Source organism: Streptomyces violaceusniger Tu 4113, from assembly GCF_000147815.2.
Lineage (GTDB): Bacteria > Actinomycetota > Actinomycetes > Streptomycetales > Streptomycetaceae > Streptomyces > Streptomyces violaceusniger_A.
This window is the reverse complement of the sequence record NC_015957.1, coordinates 10,121,902-10,146,105: the sequence shown is the minus strand read 5'-3', so window position 1 is coordinate 10,146,105 and position 24,204 is coordinate 10,121,902. Positions and strand designations below refer to the sequence as shown.

11 protein-coding genes are annotated in these 24,204 nt (G+C 72.6%); 5 read left to right on the top strand and 6 right to left on the bottom strand.

Going from position 1 to position 24,204, the window contains the following annotated elements; genetic code table 11:
- The first annotated feature begins 332 nt into the window (after nucleotides 1-332).
- Both STRVI_RS41420 and STRVI_RS41415 read left to right on the top strand, forming a co-directional pair.
- Nucleotides 333-14,813: a non-ribosomal peptide synthetase gene (locus STRVI_RS41420; protein WP_050993858.1), complete on the top strand. Its 14,481-nt coding sequence runs from the start codon at nucleotides 333-335 to the stop codon at nucleotides 14,811-14,813.
- A 7-nt stretch (nucleotides 14,814-14,820) separates the two neighbouring features.
- Nucleotides 14,821-15,330, top strand: a complete 510-nt coding sequence (locus tag STRVI_RS41415; protein WP_014061536.1) for a flavin reductase family protein — start codon at nucleotides 14,821-14,823, stop codon at nucleotides 15,328-15,330.
- A 100-nt stretch (nucleotides 15,331-15,430) separates the two neighbouring features.
- On the opposite strand, the gene STRVI_RS41410 is transcribed toward STRVI_RS41415, so the two are convergent.
- From STRVI_RS41410 to STRVI_RS41395, 4 genes are all read right to left on the bottom strand, one after another.
- Nucleotides 15,431-16,069 (bottom strand): MBL fold metallo-hydrolase, encoded by a 639-nt coding sequence (locus tag STRVI_RS41410; RefSeq protein ID WP_014061535.1) that lies wholly within the window; start codon nucleotides 16,067-16,069, stop codon nucleotides 15,431-15,433.
- On the bottom strand, nucleotides 16,069-17,154 hold the full coding sequence (locus tag STRVI_RS41405; protein ID WP_014061534.1) for an S-(hydroxymethyl)mycothiol dehydrogenase: 1,086 nt from the start codon (nucleotides 17,152-17,154) through the stop codon (nucleotides 16,069-16,071). The genes STRVI_RS41410 and STRVI_RS41405 overlap by 1 nt, the downstream gene beginning before the upstream one ends.
- Nucleotides 17,155-17,264: 110 nt before the next feature.
- On the bottom strand, nucleotides 17,265-18,884 hold the full coding sequence (locus STRVI_RS41400; protein WP_014061533.1) for a M4 family metallopeptidase: 1,620 nt from the start codon (nucleotides 18,882-18,884) through the stop codon (nucleotides 17,265-17,267).
- A gap of 808 nt (nucleotides 18,885-19,692) precedes the next feature.
- Nucleotides 19,693-20,703: an NAD(P)-dependent alcohol dehydrogenase gene (locus tag STRVI_RS41395; protein ID WP_014061532.1), complete on the bottom strand. Its 1,011-nt coding sequence runs from the start codon at nucleotides 20,701-20,703 to the stop codon at nucleotides 19,693-19,695.
- 98 nt (nucleotides 20,704-20,801) lie between these two features.
- Between STRVI_RS41395 and STRVI_RS41390 the strand changes: the two genes are divergently transcribed.
- The gene (locus tag STRVI_RS41390) at nucleotides 20,802-21,383 is read left to right on the top strand and encodes a TetR family transcriptional regulator (protein ID WP_014061531.1); all 582 of its coding nucleotides are present in this window, start codon (nucleotides 20,802-20,804) and stop codon (nucleotides 21,381-21,383) included.
- A gap of 88 nt (nucleotides 21,384-21,471) precedes the next feature.
- Complete coding sequence (locus STRVI_RS41385) at nucleotides 21,472-22,062, top strand: Uma2 family endonuclease (RefSeq protein WP_014061530.1); 591 nt, start codon at nucleotides 21,472-21,474, stop codon at nucleotides 22,060-22,062.
- 118 nt (nucleotides 22,063-22,180) lie between these two features.
- On the opposite strand, the gene STRVI_RS41380 is transcribed toward STRVI_RS41385, so the two are convergent.
- Nucleotides 22,181-22,756, bottom strand: a complete 576-nt coding sequence (locus tag STRVI_RS41380; RefSeq protein WP_014061529.1) for a TerD family protein — start codon at nucleotides 22,754-22,756, stop codon at nucleotides 22,181-22,183.
- A 182-nt stretch (nucleotides 22,757-22,938) separates the two neighbouring features.
- On the opposite strand from STRVI_RS41380, the gene arfB reads away from it, so the two are divergent.
- Nucleotides 22,939-23,367 carry an alternative ribosome rescue aminoacyl-tRNA hydrolase ArfB gene (arfB, locus tag STRVI_RS41375; protein WP_014061528.1) on the top strand — a complete coding sequence of 143 codons (429 nt, stop codon included), beginning with the start codon at nucleotides 22,939-22,941 and terminating at the stop codon, nucleotides 23,365-23,367.
- A gap of 125 nt (nucleotides 23,368-23,492) precedes the next feature.
- On the opposite strand, the gene STRVI_RS41370 is transcribed toward arfB, so the two are convergent.
- On the bottom strand, nucleotides 23,493-23,993 hold the full coding sequence (locus STRVI_RS41370; protein ID WP_014061527.1) for a flavin reductase family protein: 501 nt from the start codon (nucleotides 23,991-23,993) through the stop codon (nucleotides 23,493-23,495).
- Between the last annotated feature and the right edge of the window lie 211 nt (nucleotides 23,994-24,204).

Here is a 24,204-nt window from a genome sequence, read left to right as displayed (position 1 = left end):
TGCGGAGGACCGGGTGCGTCCGCCGACCCGGCCGGCGATGCCTGCCTGTGGCCCTTCAAAGATCGCAGTGGTTCGATGCCCCGCACATCCACCGCAGGAAGGGCCCGGCTCAGCCGTGTGGGGGAGGCGGTCTGCACCGCACGCAGGAGGGGCACCCGGGCAGCCCCCGCGGGGTCCGGCCCCGGGCGTACTCAATTCTTTGCACTGTCGTTGTCGCACCTCACGGGCGTCGGAGAGGCTGCGAAGCGTGAAGGCTGTTCAGCCGACCGTCTCCTTTCTCCCATCGAATGTGGAGTGAGTGCATGTCTCTCCCGCAGGGTGTTCGATTCCGCTTGACCGACGGCCAGCGGGGAATCTGGTACGCCGTCCAGGGCGATTCCGCCAATCCGCTCTTCGGCCTGGCGGAGCGGGTGGACATCCAGGGCCCCGTCGACACCGGGCTGTTCGAGGCCGCCCTGCGGCGGGTGGTGGACGAGACCGAGGCCCTGCGGGTGTCCTTCGGCGAGGACGCCGACGGCCCCTACCAGGTGGTGGCGCCCGGACTCGACTGGCCGTTCCACCTCGTGGACGTGTCCGGACAGGACGATCCGGAAGCCGCCGTGCGCGACTGGACCTCGGCCGACCAGAGGCGGCCGGTGGACCTCACAGCCGGACCGCTGTTCACCTTCGCGCTGTTCCGGCTCGCCGAGGACCGGTACGTCTGGTACCAGCGCCATCACCACATCGCGCTGGACGGCCTGAGCGTGGGCATGGTCGCGCGTCGGGTCGCCGCCGGGTACTCGGCCGCCTCGGCGGGGGAGCGGTGCCCGGAGTCCGGCCACGGCGGTCTGCGGGAGCTCATCGAGGCCGACGCCGCGTACGGCGGGTCCGAGGAGATCGCCCGCGACCGGGGTTACTGGGCCGAGCAGTTGGCCGACCGCCCCGAGGCGCATGGCCTCACCGCACAGCCCACCCGCTATCCGGACGGCCCGCTGCTGCGGGTCGCATCCACGCTGGAGCCGGCCGCCGTCGAGTCGATCCGGTCGCTGGCCCGCGAGGCCGGTACGGCCTGGCCGACAGTGGCCGTCGCCGCCCAGGCGCTGTATCTGCACCGGATCACCGGCCGCACCGATGTCGTCCTCGCCCTCCCGGTCGCGGCCCGGCCCGGCGGCGACGCCGCGAACGTGCCCGGCATGGTGTCCAACCTCGTGCCGCTGCGGCTGTCCGTACGGCCCGGGGACACCGTCGCCGAGCTGCTGGGCCAGGTCTCCCGGCGGATGCGCGGCGCCCTGCGCCACCAGCGCTACCGCTACGAGGAGCTGCGCCGCGACGTCGGCGCGCTGGCCGACGGCAGGCGCCTGGTCGGCCCGCGCGTCAACATCATCATGTTCGACTACGACCTGGACTTCGGCGGCCACCCGGGCGTGGTGCACAACCTGACCATCGGCCACGACGACGATCTGACCGTCGTCGTCGACAACCGGGCGGGTGACGGCGGGCTGCGGGTGGAGCTCAACGCCAGTCCCGAGCTGTACTCCGCCGCCGAGGTGGAGCGCCACGGCGAGCGGCTGACCGGACTGATGCGCGCCCTGGGCGCCGGTGCGCCCGACCGGCCGCTCGGAACGCTGGACATCGCCACCGAGGCCGAGCGCCGGCAGGTGCTGGCGGACTTCGACGGCGACGCGGCCCAGGCCGCCACCGCCGCGCATTCCGCGAAGCTGGACGGTGACGGGGCGGACGGCGACGGGGCCGCCACCGCCACCCTCACCGAGCTGTTCGAGGCGCGGGTGCGGGAGTGCCCCGACGCGCCCGCGGTGTCCCTCGGCGCGGACACGCTGACCTACGCCGACCTGAACGCGCGGGCGAACGCGCTGGCCCGGTTGCTGGTCGCGCGGGGCGCGGGGCCGGGCCGGTTCGTGGGCCTGGTGCTGCCCCGCTCGATCGACCTGGTGGTGGCGCTGCTGGCGGTGGTGAAGTCGGGCGCCGCCTATGTGCCCATCGACTCCGCGTATCCGGCGGACCGTATCGCGTACACCATCTCCGATGTGGACCTGACCCTGCTCGTGACGGACACCCGGGTCGAGGTGGCGCTCCCGGAGGGCGTGGCGCGGGTGGTGCTGGGCGACGAGGAGGTGCGGGCCAGGCTCGCCGCCCTGCCCGGCACCGATCTGACGGACGCCGACCGGCCCTCGCCCCTGCTGCCGGTGGCCCCCGCGTACGTCATCTACACCTCCGGTTCCACCGGGCGCCCCAAGGGCGTCGTGGTCTCCCACCGGAACGTGGTCCGGCTGTTCGCCGCCACCGGCCGGTGGTTCCCCTTCGGCGCCGACGAGGTGTGGACCCTGTTCCACTCCTACGCCTTCGACTTCTCGGTGTGGGAGCTGTGGGGGCCGCTGCTGCACGGCGGGCGGCTCGTGGTGGTCCCGTTCGAGGTGTCGCGGTCGCCGGAGCGCTTCCTGCGGCTGCTGGCGGACGAGCGGGTGACCTTCCTCAACCAGACCCCGTCGGCGTTCTACCAGCTCGTCAACGCCGACCGCGAGGACCCGGCGACCGGCGACCGGCTGGCGCTGCGCCATGTGGTCTTCGGCGGAGAGGCGCTGGACCTGGGGCGGCTGGCCGACTGGTACGAACGGCACGGCGCGGGCGCCCGGTGCGCACCGCGGCTGGTCAACATGTACGGCATCACCGAGACCACGGTGCACGTCAGCTACCTCGCCCTGGACCCCGGACTCGCCGCCGCGGGCGCCGGTTCGCTGATCGGCGGGAGCATCCCCGATCTGCGGGTGCGGGTGCTGGACGGCGCGCTGCGCCCGGCGCCCCCGGGCGTGGCCGGCGAGATGTACGTGGCGGGCGCCGGTGTCGCGCAGGGCTATCTGAAGCGGCCCGGCCTGAGCGCCTCCCGGTTCGTGGCCGACCCGTTCGCGGGCGACGGCAGCCGGCTGTACCGCACCGGTGACCTGGCGCGCTGGAACGCCGACGGGCTGCTGGAGTACCTGGGCCGCGCCGACGACCAGGTGAAGATCCGGGGATTCCGGATCGAGACCGGGGAGATCGCCGCCGCGCTGTCGGCCTGCCAGGGCGTCGCCGACTGCGCCGTGGTCGCCCGGGACGACCGGGGCGGTGAGCGGCGGCTGGTGGCCTATGTGGTGCCGCAGGCCCCCGGTGAGGGGCTGGATTCCGGGCTGCTGCGCAAGAAGCTCGGCGAGTCGCTGCCGGACTACATGCTGCCCGCCGCGTTCGTCACCCTGCCCGCGCTGCCCCTGACGCCGAGCGGCAAGCTCGACACACGGGCGCTGCCGGAGCCCGAGGTGGCCGGCGGGGCGGCCGGACGCGATGCCCGCACCCCGGGCGAGCAGGTGCTCGCCGGGCTGTTCGCCGAGGTGCTCGGCGTGCCCCGGGTCGGGGTGGACGACAACTTCTTCGCCCTCGGCGGCCATTCGCTGGCCGCCACCCGGCTCGCCGGCCGGGCCCGCTCCGTGCTCGGCGTGGAACTCGCCGTGCACGAGGTGTTCGACCGGCCCACCGTGGCCGCGCTCGCCGAACTGCTGGACACCGCGCGGACGGCGCGGACCGCGCTGGTCCCGGTGGACCGGCCCGAGCCCATGCCGCTGTCGTTCGCCCAGGCCCGGCTGTGGTTCCTCGACCGGCTCGACGGCCCCAACCCCACGTACAACATCCCCTTCCTGCTGCGGATGTCCGGCGACCTGGACGTGGCGGCGCTGCGGGCGGCGCTGCGCGACGTGCTGCTGCGGCACGAGAGCCTGCGCACCGTCTTCCCCGACACGGCGGGTGAGCCCCGGCAGCACCTGGTGGCCGCCGAGGAGCTGCCGCCGCTGCCGTACGCGTCCGAGGTCACCGCCGCGGACCTGCCCGCCGCCCTCGCGGCAGCCGCGAGCCACAGCTTCCGGCTCGCCACCGAACTGCCGCTGCGCGCCGAGCTGTTCCACCTCGGCGGCGGCGAGCATGTGCTGTCCGTCGTCGTCCACCACATCGCCGGGGACGGCTGGTCGCTGGCCCCGCTGGTGCGCGATCTGTCGGCCGCCTACACCGCCCACTGCGACGGCCGGGCCCCCGGCTGGGAGCCGCTGCCGGTCACCTACGCCGACTACACCCTCTGGCAGCGGTCGCTGCTGGGCGAGGACTCCGACGAGACCAGCCCGCTGGCCCGTCAACTGGCGTACTGGAAGAGCGCGCTGGCCGGTCTCCCCGAGGAGCTGGCCCTGTCCACCGACCGGCCCCGGCCCGCCGTGGCGAGCCACCGCGGCGCCGTACTGGACTGCGAGATCGGCCCCGGACTCCACCGTGAGCTGCTCGCCGTCGCCCACGCCGGCGGCGCCAGCGTGTTCATGGTGCTCCAGGCGGCGCTGGCCGTGATGCTGTCCAAGCTCGGCGCGGGCGACGACATCCCGGTCGGCAGCCCGATCGCCGGACGGACCGACGAGGCCCTGGACGACATGGTCGGGTTCTTCGTCAACACGCTGGTGCTGCGCACCGACACCTCCGGGCGGCCGACGTTCACCGACCTCGTCGACCGGGTCCGCCGGGCCGACCTGGCGGCCTACGCGCATCAGGACGTGCCGTTCGAGCGGCTGGTCGAGGTGCTCAACCCGGACCGCTCGCGGTCCCGGCACCCGCTGTTCCAGATCCTGCTGAGCATGCAGGACCACCCGGACCGCACACTGGACCTGCCCGGTCTGACCGCCTCGGTGGCCCCGGGCGACCTCACCATCGCCAAGTTCGACCTGCAATTCGACTTCCAAGAGCGGCGGGACGAGGCGGGAGCGCCTGCCGGGATCGGCGGACAGGTGCTGTACGCCACCGATCTGTACGACGCCGGGACCGTGCGCCGGATGGTGGGGCGGTTCCTGAAGGTGCTGGAGTCGGCCGTCGCGCGGCCGGGGACGAGCATCGCCGAGATCGACGTCCTGGCACCCGAGGAGACCCGCCGGCTGGCCGTGGAGTGGGCCGGTCCGGTCCGCGAGGTGCCCGCGCTCACCGGCTCGGTACCCGCCCGGTTCGCCGAGCGGGTGGCCGCCGCCCCGGACGCGACCGCGCTCATCGCCGCCGACGGCACCGAGATCGGCTACCGGGAACTGGAGACGCGCGCCAACCGGCTCGCGCACCGGCTGCTCGCCGCGGGCGCCGGCCCGGAGGCCCGGGTCGCCGTGCTCCAGCAGCGCTCCGTGGAGCTCGTCGTCTCCCTGCTCGCCGTGCTCAAGGCCGGCGCCGCGTATGTGCCGCTGGACTCGCGCGCCCCGCAGAGCCGCTGGGAGCAGGTGATGGAGCGGACCGAACCGTCGGTGCTGCTCGTCGACCGGGCCCAGCCGGACCTGGAGTTCAGCCACCGGGCCACCACCGTCGTGGTGGACGGCGACCTCGATGGCCTAGCCGACATCACCGACCTCACCGGGGATCCGGACCAGCCTCCCGTGGTGGCCGTCCACCCGGAGCGGCTCGCGTATGTGATGTTCACCTCCGGCTCGACCGGCCGCCCCAAGGGCGTCGCGGTCACCCACCGCGATCTGCTGGCGTTCGCCCTGGACGGCTGCTTCGCAGCAGACGCCCACCGCCGGGTGCTGCTGCACGCGCCGCACGCCTTCGACGCCGCCAACTACGAGCTGTGGGTGCCGCTGCTCACCGGCGGCACGGTGGTCATCGCCCCGCCGCAGGACATGGACGTCCGCACCCTGCGCCGGATGATCGCCGAGCACGGCATCACCGGACTGCACCTGACCGCCGGGCTGTTCCGCGTCGTGGCCGAGAACGACCTGGACTGCCTGGCCGGTGTGCGGGAGCTGCTGGCCGGCGGCGACATCGTGCCCGGTACGGCGGTGCGTGCCCTGCTCGACCGCTTCCCCGGCATGGTGTTCAAGGACACCTACGGCCCGACCGAGACCACCTCCTTCGCCACCTTCCACCGGGTGACCTCCGCCGACCGGGTGCCCGACGTCGTACCGATCGGTGCCCCGCTGGACAACACCCGGGCCCATGTCCTGGACGGCCAGTTGCGCCGGGTGCCGCCGGGTGTGGTCGGCGAGCTGTACATCGCCGGCGAGGGTCTGGCGCGCGGCTACTGGCGGGCGCCCGCGCTCAGCGCGGAGCGGTTCGTCGCCGACCCGTACGGTCCGGCGGGGAGCCGGATGTACCGGGTGGGCGACCTCGCCCGCTGGACCGGCGAGGGGGTGCTGGAGTTCGCCGGCCGCGCCGATGACCAGGTGAAGATCCGGGGCTTCCGGATCGAACCCGGTGAGGTCGAGGCCGCGGTCGCCCGCCGGCCCGGTGTCGCCTCCGCGGCCGTGATGGTGCGCGAGGACCGCCCCGGGGACAAGCGGCTGGTCGCCTACGCGGTGCCGGCCCCGGGCCACCGCCTCGACACCTCCGCGCTGCGCGACCAGCTCGCCGAGGAGCTGCCCGACTACCTGGTGCCCTCCGCCGTACTGGCCCTGGACACCCTTCCGCTCACCCCCAACGGCAAGCTCGACCGCAAGGCGCTGCCGGAGCCGGAGCTCACCGGCGAGGGGGCGGGCAGGCCGCCGCGGACCCCGCAGGAGCAGGTGCTGTGCGGACTCTTCGCCGAGATCCTCGAACTGGCCTCGGTGTCGGTGGACGACAACTTCTTCTCCCTGGGCGGGCACTCCCTGCTCGCCACCCGGCTGGTGCTGCGCATCCAGGCCGTCCTGGGTGTCGACGTGGCGGTGCGCGACCTGTTCGACGCGCCGACCGTCGCCGAGATGGCCCGGCTGGTCGACCGGGCCACCGGGGCGCGCACCCCGCTGACGCCCCGGGAGCGCCCCGAGGCGGTGCCGCTGGCGTACCCGCAGCGCGGACTGTGGTTCATCAACCAGATGGACCACGCCGACGGCACCTACAACCTGGGTGTGTCGCTGCGCTTCACCGGACGGCTCGACCGCGGCGCGCTCTACACCGCGCTGCACGACGTCATCGCCCGGCACGAGAGCCTGCGCACCCTCTTCCCCGACCGCGACGGTGTGCCCTCCCAGGTCGTGCTGGACGCCGACGAGGCCCAGGCCGAGGTCCAGGTCTCCGAAGTGGCCGAGGAGCGGCTGGACGAGGCGCTGTCAAAGGTGGCGCGGCGCGGCTTCGACCTCGGCTCCGAACTGCCGATCCGCGCGGACCTGCTGGTGCTGAGCCCCACCGAGCACGTCTTTCTGATCGTGGTGCACCACATCGTCGCCGACGGCTGGTCCTTCGGCCCGCTGGTGGACGACCTGGTCGCCGCCTACACCGCGCGGCGCACCGGATCCGCCCCCACCTGGCGGCCGCTGCCGGTGCAGTACGCGGACTACACGCTGTGGCAGGCCGAGCTGCTGGGCGCCGAGGACGACCCGGAGAGCCTGCTCGGCCGTCAGCTGGACTACTGGAAGCAGACCCTGGCCGGTCTGCCCGAGCAGTTGGAGCTGCCCACCGACCGGCCCCGCCCGGCGGTGCTGAGCAACGAGGGCGACCGGCTGCCGCTGTCCCTGAGCCCCGAGCTGCATACCGCGCTGACCGACATCGCCCGCTCCAGCGGCGCCAGCCTCTTCATGGTGGTGCAGGCGGGCCTGGTCGGGCTGCTGTCCCGGCTGGGCGCGGGCGAGGACATCCCGATCGGCACGGCCATCGCGGGCCGCAACGACGAGTCCCTGGTGGACGGCATCGGCTTCTTCGTCAACACGCTGGTGCTGCGCAACGACGTGTCGGGCGATCCGACCTTCCGGCAGCTCGTGGAGCGGGTCCGGGAAGCGGACCTGGCCGCCTACGCCCACCAGGAGGTGCCGTTCGACCTGCTGGTGGAGACCCTGAGCCCGGACCGGTCGCTCTCCCGGCACCCGCTGTTCCAGACGATGCTGACCTTCGAGAACATCCCCGAGCTGAAGCTGCGCTTCCCCGGTCTGGACACCAGGCTGCACCCCGCCAACAACCGCACGGCCAAGTTCGACCTGGACTTTGCCATCGGCGAGACCTTCGACGCCGGCGGCGCCCCGGCCGGGATGACCGGCACGCTGGTCTACAACACCGACCTGTACGACCGGGCCGGCGCGCAGACGCTGGCCGACCGGCTCGTACGCTTCCTGGAGACGGTGGCGGCCAACCCGGCCGTCCGCGTCACGCAGATCGACCTCCTCTCCGAGGCGGAGCGCCGGCGGGTGCTGGTGGAGTGGAACGGGGACGCGGACGGTGAGGTCGTGGCCACCCTTCCGGAGCTGTTCGAGGCGCGGGTGCGGGAGTGCCCCGGTGCGCGGGCGGTGTCCCTGGGCGGGGACGGGCTGACGTACCGGGAGCTGAACGCGCGGGCCAACGCGCTGGCGCGGTTGCTGGTCGAGGAGGGCGCGGGGCCGGGCCGGTTCGTGGGTCTGGTGCTGCCGCGGTCGGTGGATCTGGTGGTGGCGCTGCTGGCGGTGGTGAAGTCGGGTGCCGCGTATGTGCCGATCGACCCCTCCTATCCGGCGGACCGTATCGCCTACACGGTCTCGGACGTGGACCTGGCGCTCGTGGTGACGGACACCCGGGTCGAGGTGCCGCTGCCGGAGGGCGTGGCGCGGGTGGTGCTGGGCGATGAGGCGGTCGCGGGCCGGCTCGCCGGGCTGCCGGGTACGGACCTGACGGACGCCGACCGGATCGCGCCGCTCGTGCCGGCAGCACCCGCGTACGTGATCTACACGTCGGGTTCGACGGGGCGTCCCAAGGGTGTGGTGGTCTCGCACACCAATGTGGTGCGGCTCTTCGAGCACACGCGGCAGTGGTTCGCGTTCGGCCCGGACGATGTGTGGACGCTGTTCCACTCGTACGCGTTCGACTTCTCGGTGTGGGAGCTGTGGGGGCCGCTGCTGCACGGTGGCCGGCTCGTGGTGGTGCCGTTCGACGTGTCCCGTGCGCCGGAGCGTTTTCTGCGGCTGCTGGCGGATGAGGGGGTGACCTTCCTCAACCAGACGCCATCGGCGTTCTACCAGCTCGTCCACGCCGACCGGGAGGATCCGGGGACCGGCGACCGGCTGGCGCTGCGCCATGTGGTGTTCGGTGGTGAGGCGCTCGACCTGGGACGGTTGACGGATTGGTACGAACGGCACGGTGCGGGCGCCGCCTGTGCGCCGCTGCTGGTGAACATGTACGGCATCACCGAGACCACGGTCCACGTCAGCCATCTGCCGCTGAACGCGGAGCTGGCGGCCTCGGGCGCGGGCTCGCTCATCGGCCGGGGCCTTCCGGACCTGCGGATCTATGTGCTGGACGGTGCGCTGCGCCCGGTGCCCCCAGGGGTGGCGGGGGAGATGTACGTGGCCGGTGGCGGCGTGGCGCAGGGGTATCTGAAGCGGCCGGGGCTGAGCGCGTCGCGGTTCGTGGCCGATCCGTTCGCCGGTGATGGTTCGCGCATGTACCGGACCGGTGATCTGGCGCGCTGGACCGCGGACGGTCTGCTGGAGTATCTGGGCCGGGCGGATGACCAGGTGAAGATCCGGGGCTTCCGGATCGAGACGGGGGAGATCGCCGCCGTGCTCTCCGCCTGCCAGGGCGTGGCCGACTGCGCGGTGGTCGCCCGGGACGACCGCAGCGGCGAACGCCGGCTGGTCGCCTACGTGGTGCCGCAGGACCCGGGTGAGGCACCGGAACCGGGCCTGCTGCGCGACACGCTCGCCGCGTCGCTGCCCGACTACATGCTGCCGTCCGCCTTCGTGGTGCTCGATGCCCTGCCCTTGAACGCCAGCGGCAAGCTCGACCGCAAGGCGCTGCCCGCCCCGGAGTACGCGCCGGCGTCGGCGGGCCGCGCGGCGGGCACACCCCGCGAGGAGATCCTCTGCGGTCTGTTCGCCGATGTGCTCGGCGTGCCCGCGGTCGGGGTGGACGACAACTTCTTCGATCTGGGCGGCCATTCGCTGCTGGCGGCCAGGATCGTCAACCGGATCCGTTCGGTCCTGGCCGTCGAGCTGTCGGTCCGCACACTCTTCGAGGCCCCGACCGTGGCGGCGCTGGCGAGGACCCTGGGCGGGGAGGCGGCCGCCCGGCTGCCGCTGACCGCCCGCGAGCGGCCCGAGGTGCTCCCGCTGTCGTCCGCCCAGCGCAGGCTGTGGTTCCTGGGCCGGATGGAGGGGCCGAGCGCCACCTACAACGTGCCGGTGGTGCTCCGGCTGTCCGGGGCGCTGGACCGGGCGGCGCTGGAGCTGGCGCTGTCCGATCTGATCGGCCGGCACGAGAGCCTGCGCACGGTCTTCCCCGAGACCGACGGCTCGCCCCGGCAGCAGGTGTGGGACCCGGACGCGGTGCGCGTTCCGCTGACCGTGGTGGAGACGACCGAGGCCGCGCTGCCGGAGCAGCTCCGGGCGACCGCCACCCGGGGTTTCGACCTGACCGTCCAGCTCCCGCTGCGCACCACCCTGTTCGTGCTCGGCGAGAGCGAGTACGTCCTGGCCGTGGTGATCCATCACATCGCCACCGACGGCTGGTCCACGGCGCCGCTGGTACGCGACCTGTCGGCCGCCTACGCCGCCCGCTGCGACGGCCGGGCCCCGGCCTGGGCGCCGCTGCCGCTGAGCTACGCCGACTACACCCTCTGGCAGCGCGACCACCTCGGCGACGAGGACGACCCGCAGAGCCTGGCCTCCCGCCAACTGGCGTACTGGCGCCAGGCGCTCGCCGGGCTCCCGGACGAGCTGACCCTGCCCACCGACCGGCCCCGGCCGGCCGTCGCAGGCCATCGCGGACGCACCCTGGACTTCGCGCTCGAACCCGGGCTGCACGACCGGCTCACCGCGCTGGCCCGGGCCCGCGGGGTCAGCACCTTCATGGTGCTGCAGTCGGCGCTGGCCCTGCTGCTGACCAAGCTGGGCGCCGGAGAGGACATCCCGGTCGGCAGCCCCGTCGCCGGGCGCTCCGACCAGGCCCTGGAGGACCTGATCGGCGTCTTCCTGAACACGCTGGTGCTGCGCACCGACACCTCGGGCGACCCGACATTCGACCAACTGCTGGACCGGGTGCGGCGCACCGCGCTGGACGCCTACGCCCACCAGGACATCCCGTTCGAGCGGCTGGTGGAGGTGGTCGACCCGGAGCGGTCCCTGGCCCGGCATCCGCTGTTCCAGGTCATGCTGATGGTCCAGAACATGCCGGCCGCCGAAACCGCGCTGGGCGGGCTGACCCTGCGGCCCGAGCTGGTCGACCTGGGCGTCGCCAAGGTCGATCTGAGCTTCGCCTTCGGTGAGCGGCCGGAGCGGCCGGGCGCGCTGTCCGGCGTCTGCGAGTACAGCACCGAGCTGTTCGACGCGGACAGCGTGGAGACGCTGGTCCGGCGGCTGATCGAGGTGCTGGAGGCGGTGACCGGCGACCCGGGGCTGCGGATCAGCGAGGTCGACGTGCTGTCGGCGGCCGAGCGCGAGCGGGTGCTGGTCGAGTGGAACGACACCGCCCGTCCGCTGCCCGCACGCCGGGTCCACGAGCTGTACGCGGCGCAGGCCGGCCGTACGCCGTCGGCCGTCGCGGTGGTCTCCGGCGGGGTCGAGCTGACCTACGCCCAGTTGGACGAGCGGGCCAACCGGCTCGCCACGCTGCTGACCGCCCGCGGGGTGGGCCCCGAGCGGCTCGTGGCCGTGGCGCTGCCGCGCTCCGCGGACCTGCTCGTCGCCCTGCTGGCCGTGCTCAAGACCGGGGCGGCCTATCTGCCGCTGGACCCGGAACACCCGAAGGACCGGATCGGCTACACCCTCCAGGACGCCCGCCCCGCGCTGGCCCTGGTCACCACCGGCACCGCGCCGCTGCTCACGGCGGGCGGCGGGGACGGCGGCGGGCAGGACCCGGCGGACCGTAGCGGGGAGGCTGCCGCAACCGGTGGTGCTGTGGGCGGTGGTGCCGCGACCGGTGGGGTCGCGAGCGGTGATGCGGTGACTGGTGATGCGGTGACCGGCGGCGTACCGGCGCTGGTGCTGGACGACCCGGCCACCGTCGCCGAGCTGGCGGCGGCGCCCACGGCCGCGCCCGGTGTGGTGTGCTCGCCGGACCACCCGGCGTATGTCATCTACACCTCCGGTTCGACCGGCCGCCCGAAGGGCGTGGTCGTCCCGCACGGCGCGCTGAGCAACTTCCTGGACGACATGGCCGAGCGGTTCGGCCTCGGCGCCGCCGACCGGCTGCTCGCGGTCACCACCGTGTCGTTCGACATCGCCGCGCTGGAGCTCTATCTGCCGCTGCTGTGCGGCGCGGGCGTGGTGATCGCCGACCGGGACACCGTGCGCGACCCGGCCGCGCTGCTGCGGATGGCCGAGGACACCGGGGCGGGCATCGTCCAGGCGACGCCGTCGCTGTGGCAGGCCATGGTCACCGCGTCGCCCGAGGGCGTGCGCGGGCTGCGGGTGCTGGTCGGCGGTGAGGCGCTGCCGGAGGCCCTGGCCGCGCGGCTGCGTACGTCGGCCGCCGGGCTGACCAACCTCTACGGACCGACCGAGACCACCATCTGGTCGACGGCCGCCGACCTGACGGACGGCCACGGCGTGCCCTCGATCGGCACCCCGATCGCCAACACCCAGGTCTATGTGCTGGACGACCGGCTGCGGCCGGTCGCCCCCGGGGTGCCCGGCGAGCTCTACATCGCCGGTGCGGGCGTCGTACGGGGCTACCACAACCGGCCCGCGCTGACCGCGGAGCGGTTCGTGGCCTGCCCGTTCGGCGGCCCCGGCGAGCGCATGTACCGCACGGGCGACATCGTCCGCCGGACCGCCGACGGCCGGCTCGAGTTCTCGGGCCGGGCCGACCACCAGGTGAAGGTGCGCGGTTTCCGGATCGAGCTCGGGGAGATCGAAACGGTGCTGACCGCCCATGAGGCGGTCGGCCAGGCCGTGGCGCTGGCCCGCGCCGACCAGGGCGACAGCGCGCGCTTGGTCGCGTACGTGGTGCCGCGGACCCCGGGTGAGGCGCTGGATCCCGGACTGCTGCGCACGACGCTCGGCGAGTCGCTGCCGGAGTACATGATCCCGTCCGCGTTCGTGGTACTGGACCGGCTGCCGCTCACCCCGAACGGCAAGCTCGACCGCAAGGCGCTGCCCGCGCCGAGCTTCGGCGCGGCGGCCGATTCGCGGCCTCCGCGGAACCCGGTCGAGGAGACGCTGTGCGCGGTCTTCGCCGAGGTGCTCCGGCTGTCCTCGGTCGGCATCGACGACAGCTTCTTCGAGCTGGGCGGCGACAGCATCGTGTCGATGCAGCTCATCGCCCGCGCCCGCGCGGCGGGTCTGGTCCTCGCCGTCAACGACGTCTTCGAGCACAAGACGGTGGCCGGGCTCGCCGCGGTGGCGGAGGTGCTCGACGACGCGGTCTCCCGCGAACCGGACAACCCCGTCGGCGAGTTCGCCGCCACGCCGATCATGCACTGGCTGCGTGAGCGCGGCGGTGCGATCGACTCCTTCAGCCAGCCGATGCTCGTCCGGACCCCGGCGGGCCTGGACCTGGCGACGCTCACCACCGCGCTCCAGGCGCTGCACGACCGGCACGATGTGCTGCGCGCCCGGCTGATCGAGGACGACGAGGGCAACTGGCGGCTGAGCGTGCCACCGGCCGGGGCGGTGTCCTGCGCGGACCGCGTCCGCCGGGTCGGCCTCGCCGAAGCCGCGGCCGGGGACCTCGCCCCGCAGTTGGACCGCGCCCTCACCGAGGCACGTGCGGAGCTGGCGCCCCGGGACGGCGAAATGGTGCGCGCGGTGTGGTTCGACGCCGGTCCCGGACGGCCGGGACGGCTGCTGCTCGTCGCCCACCACCTGGTGGTCGACGGGGTGTCCTGGCGGATCCTGCTGCGGGACCTCGCCGACATCGCGACGGCCGTCGCCGCCGGACGGGAGCCGGAACTCACCCCGGTGGGCACCTCGGTGCGCCGCTGGAGCGAACAGCTCGCGGCCGAGGTGCGCAGGCCGGAACGGCGGGCGGAACTGCCGCTGTGGACGGACATCCTGTTTGCCCCGGACGCCCAACTCGGCGCCCCGGACGCCCTGTCGGGCGGGGCCACGGACGCCCAGCCGGGCGGGGCCACGTCGGCCCCCGGGCACGACCCGGCCGGACCGGTCGGCCGCGTCACCATGACGCTGCCGGTCGCGCGGACCGCGCCGCTGCTCGGCCAGGTGCCGTCGGTGTTCCACTGCGGTGTGGACGACGTGCTGCTGAGCGCGCTGGCGCTGGCGGTCGCCGACCGGCGCCGCAGGCTCGGCTCGGCGGCCACCTCGGTGCTGGTCGCCGTGGAGGGGCACGGCCGGGACGAGAGCGTCGGGGGTGTGGATCTCTCCCGTACGGTGGGCTGGTTCACCAGCCTCCACCCGGTGCGGCTGGACCCGGGCCAGGTGCAGTGGGGCGACCTGTGGTCGGGCGGCCCGGCCACCGGACGCGTGGTCAAGCGGATCAAGGAACAGTTGCGCGCGGTGCCCGGCACCGGGATCGGCTACGGCCTGCTGCGCCATCTGGACCCGGAGACGGCCGCGGAACTGGCCGGGCCGGCCGTGCCGCGGATCGGCTTCAACTATCTGGGCCGGGTCGAGTTCCACGACGGGCCCGGGGGCGACTGGCGCCCGGCCTCGGAGGCGCTCGGGCTCGACCTCGGCGCCGACGGTCCGGGCACCCCGTACGGACTGGAGCTGAACGCCGTCACCATCGACCGCCCCGGTGGCCCGGAGCTCATGGTGACGTGGACCTACGCCCTGGATGTGCTGTCCGAGGCGGAGGTACGGGAGGTCGGCGAGGCGTGGCTGCGCGCCCTGGAGGGGATGGCGCTCCATGCGGCCGGACCCGGCGCGGGCGGCCACACCCCCTCGGACCTCGCCCTGTCGGATCTGGAGCAGGAGGAGATCGAGTTGCTGGAGGACGAGTGGTGAAACGTCGATGACCATCACCTCTGAGGAGTTCACCCGGACCATGGCCCGGGTGCCCGCCCCCGTGACGGTGGCCACGACGGTCGACGCGTCCGGGCGCAGATGGGGGTTCACGGGCAGCTCGTTCAGCTCGCTGTCCCTGGCCCCGCCACTGGTGCTGATCTGCCTGGGCAAGACCGCGAGCACCCACGAGGCGTTCACCACCGCCGGAAGTTTCATGATCAACATCCTGGCGGAGGGACAGGCCGACATCGCGAGGCGCTTCGCCGCCTCCGGTGTGGACCGGTTCGCGGCGGGGGACACCCTGCCGATGGAGCTGGGGCTGCCGGGCATACCGGAGGCGGTCGCCCGGGTCGCCTGCGCACTGCACCGTGTGGTGGACGGCGGCGACCACTCCGTCCTCATCGGCCGGGTCGTGGCGGCCCACGTCGGCGAGGACGCCCCGCTGGTCTACTACGACCGGTCCTTCCAGCGCCCGGTGTCGGTGGCCGAAACGGCCCCCGGGGCCGCGGTCTGGTGAGCGCGGCCCCGGGGGCGGGGGCGGATCGACGGCGGGGGCCGTATGGCCCCCGCGTGATCTGCTGGTCTTGTCGGGGTGTGGGCTGCTCGGCCGCGGCGGCTCAGTGCCCCCGCGCGATCCACTCGTCGAGGTGCGGGGCCTCGTCCCCGATGGCCGTGGAGTCGCCGTGGCCGGTGCGGACCAGCGTCTCCGGGGGCAGCGTCAGCAGCCGCTCCCGGATCGACTCGATGATCGTCGGGAAGGACGAGTAGGAGCGCCCGGTCGCGCCGGGGCCGCCCTGGAAGAGGGTGTCCCCGGAGAAGACCGTGGTCAGCGCCGGGGCGTGCAGACAGACCGCACCGGGGGAGTGGCCGGGGGTGTGCAGCACCCGCAGCTCGGTCCCCGCGACGGTGAGGACGTCGCCGTCGGCCAGCGGCTGGTCCGGGGCGCGGTCCGGGTGGCGCATCCGCCACAGCACCTCGTCCTCGGGGTGCAGCAGGATCGGCGCGCCGGTGCGGTCGGCGAGGGCCGGGGCCGCGTCGATGTGGTCGTCGTGGCCGTGGGTGCAGATGATGCCGAGCAGTCGGCGGTCGCCGATGGCGTCCGCGATGGCGTCGGCGTCATGCGCGGCGTCGATCACGTACACCTCGTGGTCGTCGCCGATCAGCCACACATTGTTGTCCACCTCCCAGGTGCCGCCGTCCAGCGAGAAGGTGCCGGAGGTGACGAGGTGGTCGACGCGTACGGGCGGAGGGGTCATCAGAACATCACCACCGAGCGGAGCACCTCGCCGCGGTGCATCTTGGCGAACGCCTCCTCGATGTCCTCGAGCCCGATCGTCTCGCTGACGAACGCGTCCAGGTCGAGGCGGCCCTGCTGGTAGAGGTCGATCAGCATGGGGAAGTCGCGGGACGGCAGACAGTCCCCGTACCAGGAGGACTTGAGCGCCCCGCCGCGCCCGAAGACGTCCAGGAGCGGCAGCTCCAGCTTCATCTCGGGGGTGGGGACGCCGACCAGGACGACCGTGCCGGCCAGGTCGCGGGCGTAGAACGCCTGCTGGTACGTCTCGGGGCGGCCCACCGCCTCGATGACGACGTCGGCGCCGTTGCCGTCGGTCAGCTCCCGGATGGCCTCGACGACATCGTCGCTGCCCGCGTCGACGGTGTGGGTGGCGCCCAGCGAACGGGCCCACTCCAGCTTCCGTTCGTCCAGATCCACCGCGATGATCTTCGCGGCCCCGGCCAGCCGCGCCCCGGCGACCGAGGCGGCGCCGACACCGCCGCAGCCGATCACGGCGACGGAGTCACCGCGCTGGACGTTGCCGGTGTTGAGCGCGGCGCCGATGCCGGCCATCACGCCGCAGCCGAGCAGCCCGGCCGCGGCGGGCGAGGCCGAGGGGTCGACCTTGGTGCACTGCCCGGCGGCCACCAGCGTCTTCTCGGCGAACGCGCCGATGCCGAGCGCCGGGGTCAGCGCGGTGCCGTCGGTCAGCGTCATGGGCTGCTTCGCGTTGTGGGTGTTGAAGCAGTACCAGGGGCGGCCGCGGCGGCAGGCCCGGCACTCGTGGCAGACGGCCCGCCAGTTGAGGATCACGAAGTCGCCGGGGGCCACCTCCGTGACGCCCTCGCCCACGGACTCCACGATGCCCGCCGCCTCATGGCCGAGCAGGAAGGGGAACTCATCGTTGATCCCGCCCTCCCGGTAGTGCAGATCGGTGTGGCAGACGCCGCACGCCTGGACCTTCACCACCGCCTCGCCGGGGCCGGCGTCCGGCACCACGATCGTCTCGATCCTGACCTTCTCGCCCTTGCCGGGGGCTACCACGCCGCGTACCTGTTGAGTCATGACAGCAGCGTAAGTGGCGACCACCGGCTACGACAGGGATGACGGGGCACGCCCGGAACGGGCCGCACCGGTGTTCCCCGGTGCGGCCCGTCACCGCTTCGGCGGACCGCTTACTTCACGTTGATCGCGGTCCAGGCGGCGGCGACCGCCTTGTACTCGGTGGAGCTGGCCCCGTAGAGGTCGGACGCGGCACTGAGGGTGCCGGTGCGGGCGCCCGCGTACTTGGTCGTCGAGGTCCAGTACGTGGTCAGGGCCCGGTACCAGATCTTGATGGCCTTGTCCCGGCCGATCCCGGTGACGGTCGAGCCGTCGTAGGTCGGGCTGTTGTAGCTCACGCCGTTGATGACCTTCGCGCCGCTGCCCTCGGACAGCAGGTAGAAGAAGTGGTTGGCGGGACCGGAGGAGTAGTGGACGTCGATGTTGCCGAGCGTCGAGGACCAGTAGTCCTTGGACGCCCCGTCCTTGCTGGGCTTGTCCTGGTAGCGCAGCGGGGTGCCGTTCCCATTGATGTTGATCTTCTCGCCGATGAGGTAGTCACCGACGTCCGCGGAGTTGGCCGCGTAGAACTCCACCGCGGTGGCCATGATGTCGGAGGTCGCCTCGTTGAGACCGCCGGGCTCACCGCTGTAGTTGAGGTTGGCGGTGGCCGCGGTCACGCCGTGGCTCATCTCGTGGCCGGCCACGTCCATCGAGGTCAGCGCGTTGGCGTTGCCCGAGCCGTCGCCGTAGGTCATGCAGAAGCAGGAGTCCTGCCAGAAGGCGTTCACGTAGCTGTTGCCGTAGTGGACGCGGGAGTACGAGCCCACGCCGTTGTTCTTGATGCCGTTGCGGCCCAGGAACTCCTTGTAGAAGTCCCAGGTCTCGGCCGCGCCGTAGTGCGCGTCGACGCCGGCGGTCTGGCGGCCGCCGCCCCATACGTCGTCCGCGTCGGTGAACAGGGTGCCGGTTCCCGAGCTGCCCTGGTTCAGGTCATAGGTCTTGTGGTTGCCACGGGCTCCGTCCGTGAGGCTGTACGTGGAGCCGCTCTTGGTGGTGCCCAGGGGCACCGTGCCGCTGTACTTGCTGGTGCCGCTGCCGGTCTCGACGCCCTCCCACTGGGACAGCTTCGCGCCCGTGGTGGCGTCGGTGACGACGTGCAGCTCGCTCGGGGTGCCGTCGGCCTGCGTCCCGGTGACGACGGTCTCCCAGGCCAGGACGGGCTTGCCGGTGGTCCCCCAGACCACCTTCCGTGGCGACTTGGCCTTCTCGCCGGTGGTCGCCTTCGGCGCGGCCTTCAGCGCGGTGCCGGAGGCGGCCGAGGGGGTCACGGCGGCGTCGGTGCTCTTGACGGCTATCCGCGCGCCGGTGGCCTTGTTGACGGAGCGCGCGCCGCTGGTCTTCTCGTGGACGACCAGGTCGCCACCGAGGACCGGCAGCCCCGCGTAGGTGCGCTCGTAGCGGGTGTGAACGGTTCCGTCCGCGTCCTTGATGACGTCGCGGACGAGGAGCTTCTCCTTGGCCCCGAGTCCGAGGGACTCGGCCTGCGCGGAGGCGTCGGCCTGGGCCGCCTTGATCGCGGTGGCGTGCTCGGTGGCGGTGAGCGGAAGCGCCGTGGCGCCCGCCTCGCGGGAGCGCTCCGGCTGGGCGCTGGCCTGGCCGGACTGCACACCGATGACGACCATGGCGGCGGAGGCGACGAGCGCCGCCACGCGGACGGTCTTCTTACGGGGGGAGGAAGCGATGGGTCTCACTCGGTCTCCTTGCCTTGGGGCCGCCGGGTCGCGGCCCTGCGTAGGGGGTACGGACGGTCATGGGTGGGCCGTCCGGTCGAGCAGGAGTGGTGCGAGTGGTGCACATAGCGGTGCGAGAGGGCCCTACTGCGGAGTCGGAGGACGCGCAGCGGGTCGACCAGAGATTGTCATCGAACGATCGAATCGGGTAGACGCGTAACAAGAATTTGACGCGACGTCGTGCAAGTAGGGGCGAATTCGGTCAGCGAGGCATGAGGCAACAACAGTTGTTTGATGCCGACTTATGGTGCTACGTCATGCCCCTGTTGGATCGGTGCCTCCGGCCGCTCCGGGGGCCGGTACCGGCCAATCGCCCAGGTGGCGAGCGCGGCGGGCCGGTTGGCGGCCGTAGCGGGCGGCGTTGCTGTGTACGCGACGAGAAGACGATCTGTGTGCCGAGCGGCGCGCAGCCATGCTTTCCGCGGCGGGTCAGATCCCGCCGTCCTGGTGAGCCCGTCCGGGACCAGATGGGTCCTGTCGGCGGCGAGCAGCGGCCGCGGCGCGGCGGGCATCCGGCCCGGTGCCGCCGACGGCTTGAACGGCGGCCCGGATTTCCGCGCGACGGGCCCCGTCTCCGCCGGTGCGCGGCGGCTCATCAGCCCGTACCGACGCCATCGGCCGCCGGATCGGCAACACCCCCACCCCGCACCGTCCCGCCGCTCGACGGTGGCCTCCGCCAACACGGCGTGGGCGAGCGACGGCGGGGACGGGCGCGACCCCGCTTCGGGGAGGGGCGCGGCCCGGCGTCCGGGAGGCGTGCGGTCCCGGCTCAGAACTCCAACACCGCGCGGTAGCGCGCGCGTCCGTGGCGGACATGGTCGAGCGCCTCGTCCAGGCGCGCGGCCGGGAAGGTCTCGACGGCCGGGCGGATGCCGTGCCGCGCCGCGAAGTCCAGCATCTGCCGGTTCTCCGCCGGTGCTCCCACGAGGCCGCCGACGAGCCGCTTCTCGCCCAGCAGCAGGCTCAACGGGTGGAAGCCGAACGGCCCGTGGGGAACGCCGACCACGCACAGCGTCCCCTGCGGGCGCAGCGCCGCGAGGTACGCGTCCCACGGCAGGTCGGCCGAGACGGTCGAGAGGATGAAGTCGAACGAGCCCGAGACCCGCTGAAGCCCCTCCTCCGCGGCGACGAACTCATGGGCGCCGAACCGGCGGCTGTCGTCCGCCTTCGCCGCCGTCGAGGAGATGGCGGTCACCTGGCAGCCCCATTTGGCGAGGAACTGGATCGCGAGGTGGCCCAGACCGCCCACCCCCACCACGGCGACCCGGTCGGTGGGCCGGACCCCGTTCCGGGTGATCGCCGAGAACACGGTGATCCCGGCGCACAGGAGCGGCGCCGCGTGCTCGGAGGCGAGGGAGTCGGGGATCGGCTGGACATAGCGCCAGTCGCTCGCCCGCACCCGGGTGGCGAACCCGCCGCGGTGGCCGCGCAGAACCGTGTCGTCCTTGTCCGCGCACAGATACTGCCGGCCGCTGAGGCACCACTCGCAGGCGAAGCACGCCCCCGCCACCGCGCCGACGCCCACCCGCCGGCCGACGGCAAGCTGCCCGCCGTCGACGGCGCTGCCCACGGCCTCGATCACGCCGACCGCCTCATGGCCCGCGACCAGCGGGAACCGGGAGTAGCCGTGTGCGTCGTCGACCATGGCGACGTCGGTCTGGCAGACGCCGCAGTGCGTCACGGCGACGTCGACCTCCAGGGGGCCGAGGGGCTCCGGCTCGTACTCGAGCCGCTGAACAGGGCCACCGGCCCGCTCCACCGCGTATGCGCGCACGGTCATGCGCCCCACCTCGCTTCTAACTAACTAGTTGGTTGGTTTTTTGTACGCTACGCGGCAGCGCCCGTACTGGCAACTAACCAGTTGGTAATCTGAGCCCCGTGTCTCCCCGGAAAAGCGATGCCACCCGCCGCCGCCTGCTCGACGCGGCCACCGTCGACTTCGCCGCCCATGGCATCGCGGGCGCCCGGGTCGACCGCATCGCGGCCGCCGCGGGCATCAACAAGGCGCAGCTCTACGCCTACTTCGGAGACAAGCTCGGCCTCTTCGGCGCCGTCTTCCGCCTCCACGCCGACGTCGTCGTCGACTCCGTGCCGTTCACGGCCGACGACCTCCCCCGGTACGCCGTGCGGCTGTACGACACCGCCATGGAACGGCCGGAGCTGATCCGCCTGGCCACCTGGGCGAGGCTCGAAGGAGTGGCCACCAACAATCTGGTGACCGAGTCATCGGCCACCGTCGCCACCAAACTCCAGGCGATCGCCGACGCCCAGCGCGACGGCCGGGTCACCGCCTCGATGGACCCCCAGGACGTCCTCGCGCTGGTGCTCGCCATGGCCCTGACCTGGTCCGCCTCCGGGCTCTCCGCCACAGCCGCCCCGGACGACCCGCCCGCGGCCCACGACCGCCGTAAGCAGGCTCTCTCCCAGGCGGTCTCGGGCGCCTTCGGCGCGCGGGGCTGATCGTCCTCCGAAAGGGTGACTACGGGCCAGACCGCCCGGGACCGCTCGCCTACGCTGGAAGCATCGCTCCGTACGAAGGAGGTCCACCGTGGTACTGACGGCCCCCGAGCGCGAGGCGCGCACGGACAGTGGCGAGAGCACCGCTTCATCGGTCGAGGAAGCCTTCGTGGCGTTGAGCGCGGCAGCCCCCGAGGGATGGCGCGTGGAACTGATCGAAGGAGAAATCCACGTGGTGCCTCCCGCTAACGGCGAGCACGAAGAAATTGTGTCGGAAGTGACTGGGCAGGTACGCGACCACAGGAAAGACCTGGGGCGCTACACCGGCGTCGGACTTCGCGTTCCGGATGCGTCACCAACCGGCAAGGTCGTTCCTGATTTCGTCATCGCGCCGAAGGGGAGTTTCGGTGACTCCTTGGAGTACCACGACCCCGGCGCCGTGATGCTCGTCGGCGAGGTCACCTCGCATTCGACCGCCGACAACGACCGGGGACCCAAGCTGCGGGGCTACGCGGCGGCGGGCATTGCGTTCTATCTGCTGATCGACCGGGAACGGAAGCAGGCCGTGCTGCACTCCCTGCCCGCCGGGAAGAGGTACACCCGCAAGGTCGAGGTCGACATCTCCCAGCCGCTGTCGCTGCCCGAACCGCTCGGGTTCGACCTGGACACCAGCGAGTTCTGACCCCGTCCCGACCCCGTTCCCCTTTATAAGCGCCCCATGAGCGCCTTAATAGGCGCCGATAGGGCGAGGGCCGCCCCTGGTGTGGGGCGGCCCTCAGTGTTTCCGCGCCGGTGAAACCTCAGACGCTGACGCCGAAGTCCTGGGCGATGCCCACGAGACCGGCGGCGTAGCCCTGGCCCACGGCACGGAACTTCCACTCCGCGCCGTTGCGGTACAGCTCGCCGAAGACCATGGCGGTCTCGGTCGCGGCGTCCTCGCTCAGGTCGTAGCGGGCGATCTCGGTGCCGCCGGCCTGGTTGACGATGCGGATGAACGCGTTCCGCACCTGGCCGAAGTTCTGGCTGCGGGACTCGGCGTCGTAGATCGAGACCGGGAAGACGATCTTCTCCACGTCGGCCGGCAGACCGGCCAGGTTGACGTTGATCTGCTCGTCGTCGCCCTCGCCCTGACCGGTGACGTTGTCACCGGTGTGGACGATGGTCTGGTCCGGGGTGGACTTGTTGTTGAAGAACACGAAGTGCTGGTCGGAGTAGACCTTGCCGTTCGCGTTCACGGCGATGGCACTCGCGTCGAGGTCGAAGTCGGTGCCCGTGGTGGTGCGGACGTCCCAGCCGAGGCCGACCGTGACGGCGGTCAGGCCCGGTGCCTCCTTGGTGAGCGAGACGTTGCCGCCCTTGGACAGGCTTACAGCCATGGGGAGTCCCTTTCGTGGTCTCGATGATTCGAGGCGACGGGCGAAGCCGTCGTCACCCTCCACAACGCCACGAACAGCCCGACAGGTTCCAGCTCCCTTTACTTTCTTTGCCAAACCCTGATGCGGCGGTGTGACGAGATAACCGGATGACGCCGCCGGGGTCGGCAGGCGACCATGGACGTATGCCCGCGCCCTATGTCATCCGAGGTTCCGTCTCCTTGCCGGAGGCCGAGCTGGTGTGGCGTTTCTCGCGCTCCTCCGGACCCGGTGGACAGCACGTCAACACCAGCGACAGCCGGGTCGAGCTGCGCTTCGACCTCGCCCGCACCGAGGCGCTGCCGCCCGTATGGAAGGAGCGCGCGCTGGAGCGGCTGGCGGGCCGGCTGGTGGACGGGGTGGTGACCGTACGGGCCTCCGAGCACCGCTCGCAGTGGCGCAACCGCGAGACGGCCGCCGTAAGGCTCGCATCGCTGCTCGCGGAGGCGACCGCGCCACCGCCCAAACCGCGCCGCCCCACCCGGATCCCCCGGGGCATCAACGAGCGGCGGCTGCGGGAGAAGAAGCAGCGCAGTGACGTCAAGCGGGGGCGTACGGGGCGGGGCTGGACGTAGGACGCAGCGCCGGGCCGGGGCCGACCGAACCGAGCCGACCGAACCGAGCCGACCGAACCGAGCCGCCGGACCGGGCCGACCGGGCTCCCCACTCCTCGCTCTTCGGTCTCCACCCCCTGGCGCCCTCACCCCAGCGTCCGGTAGCGCCCCCTGAAGTACGTCAGCGGCCCGCCCTCCGCGGCCGGTGCCGCCGCGTCCAGCACCCGTGCCACCACCAGCGTGTGGTCCCCGGCCGTCACCCGCTGCTCGGTGCGGCACTCCAGCGTCGCCAGCGCGCCCACCGCGAGCGGGGCGCCCGTGTGCTCGCCCCGCACCACGGGCATGTCCTCGAACAGCAACCTGTCGCTGATGCGCCCCTTCATGGCGAACCGTCCCGCAATGTGTCGCTGACCTTCCGACAGGACCGATACCGCCCAATGCGGCTGTCGCTCCAGCAGCTCGTCCATCCGCGAACCGTTGCGAACGCTCACCATCACCAGCGGCGGGTCAAGTGACACTGACATGAACGCGGTGGCCGTCATGCCGACGTCCTCGCCGCGCGGCCCCTCCTCCGGGTCATGCGCGGTCACCAGCACCACGCCCGCGGTGAGCCGTGACAGCGCGACACGGAACTCGTCCTCACTCACCCCACCAGCATGGGGGACGGCGGGCTCGGCTGGACTGGAAGGAGTCGTCGGGAACACCCTTCGACGCTAACCGCCCCCGCCCCCTCCCCGCATCGGGCCCGGGGACCACAGCGGGCTTAGGTCGCCGGCCGTAGGCCGGGCGCCGGCCGTAGGGTGCCCGGGCTGTTCGGGTGGCCGCCTTGCATGGCCAGGTATTGCCGTTCCGGAATTT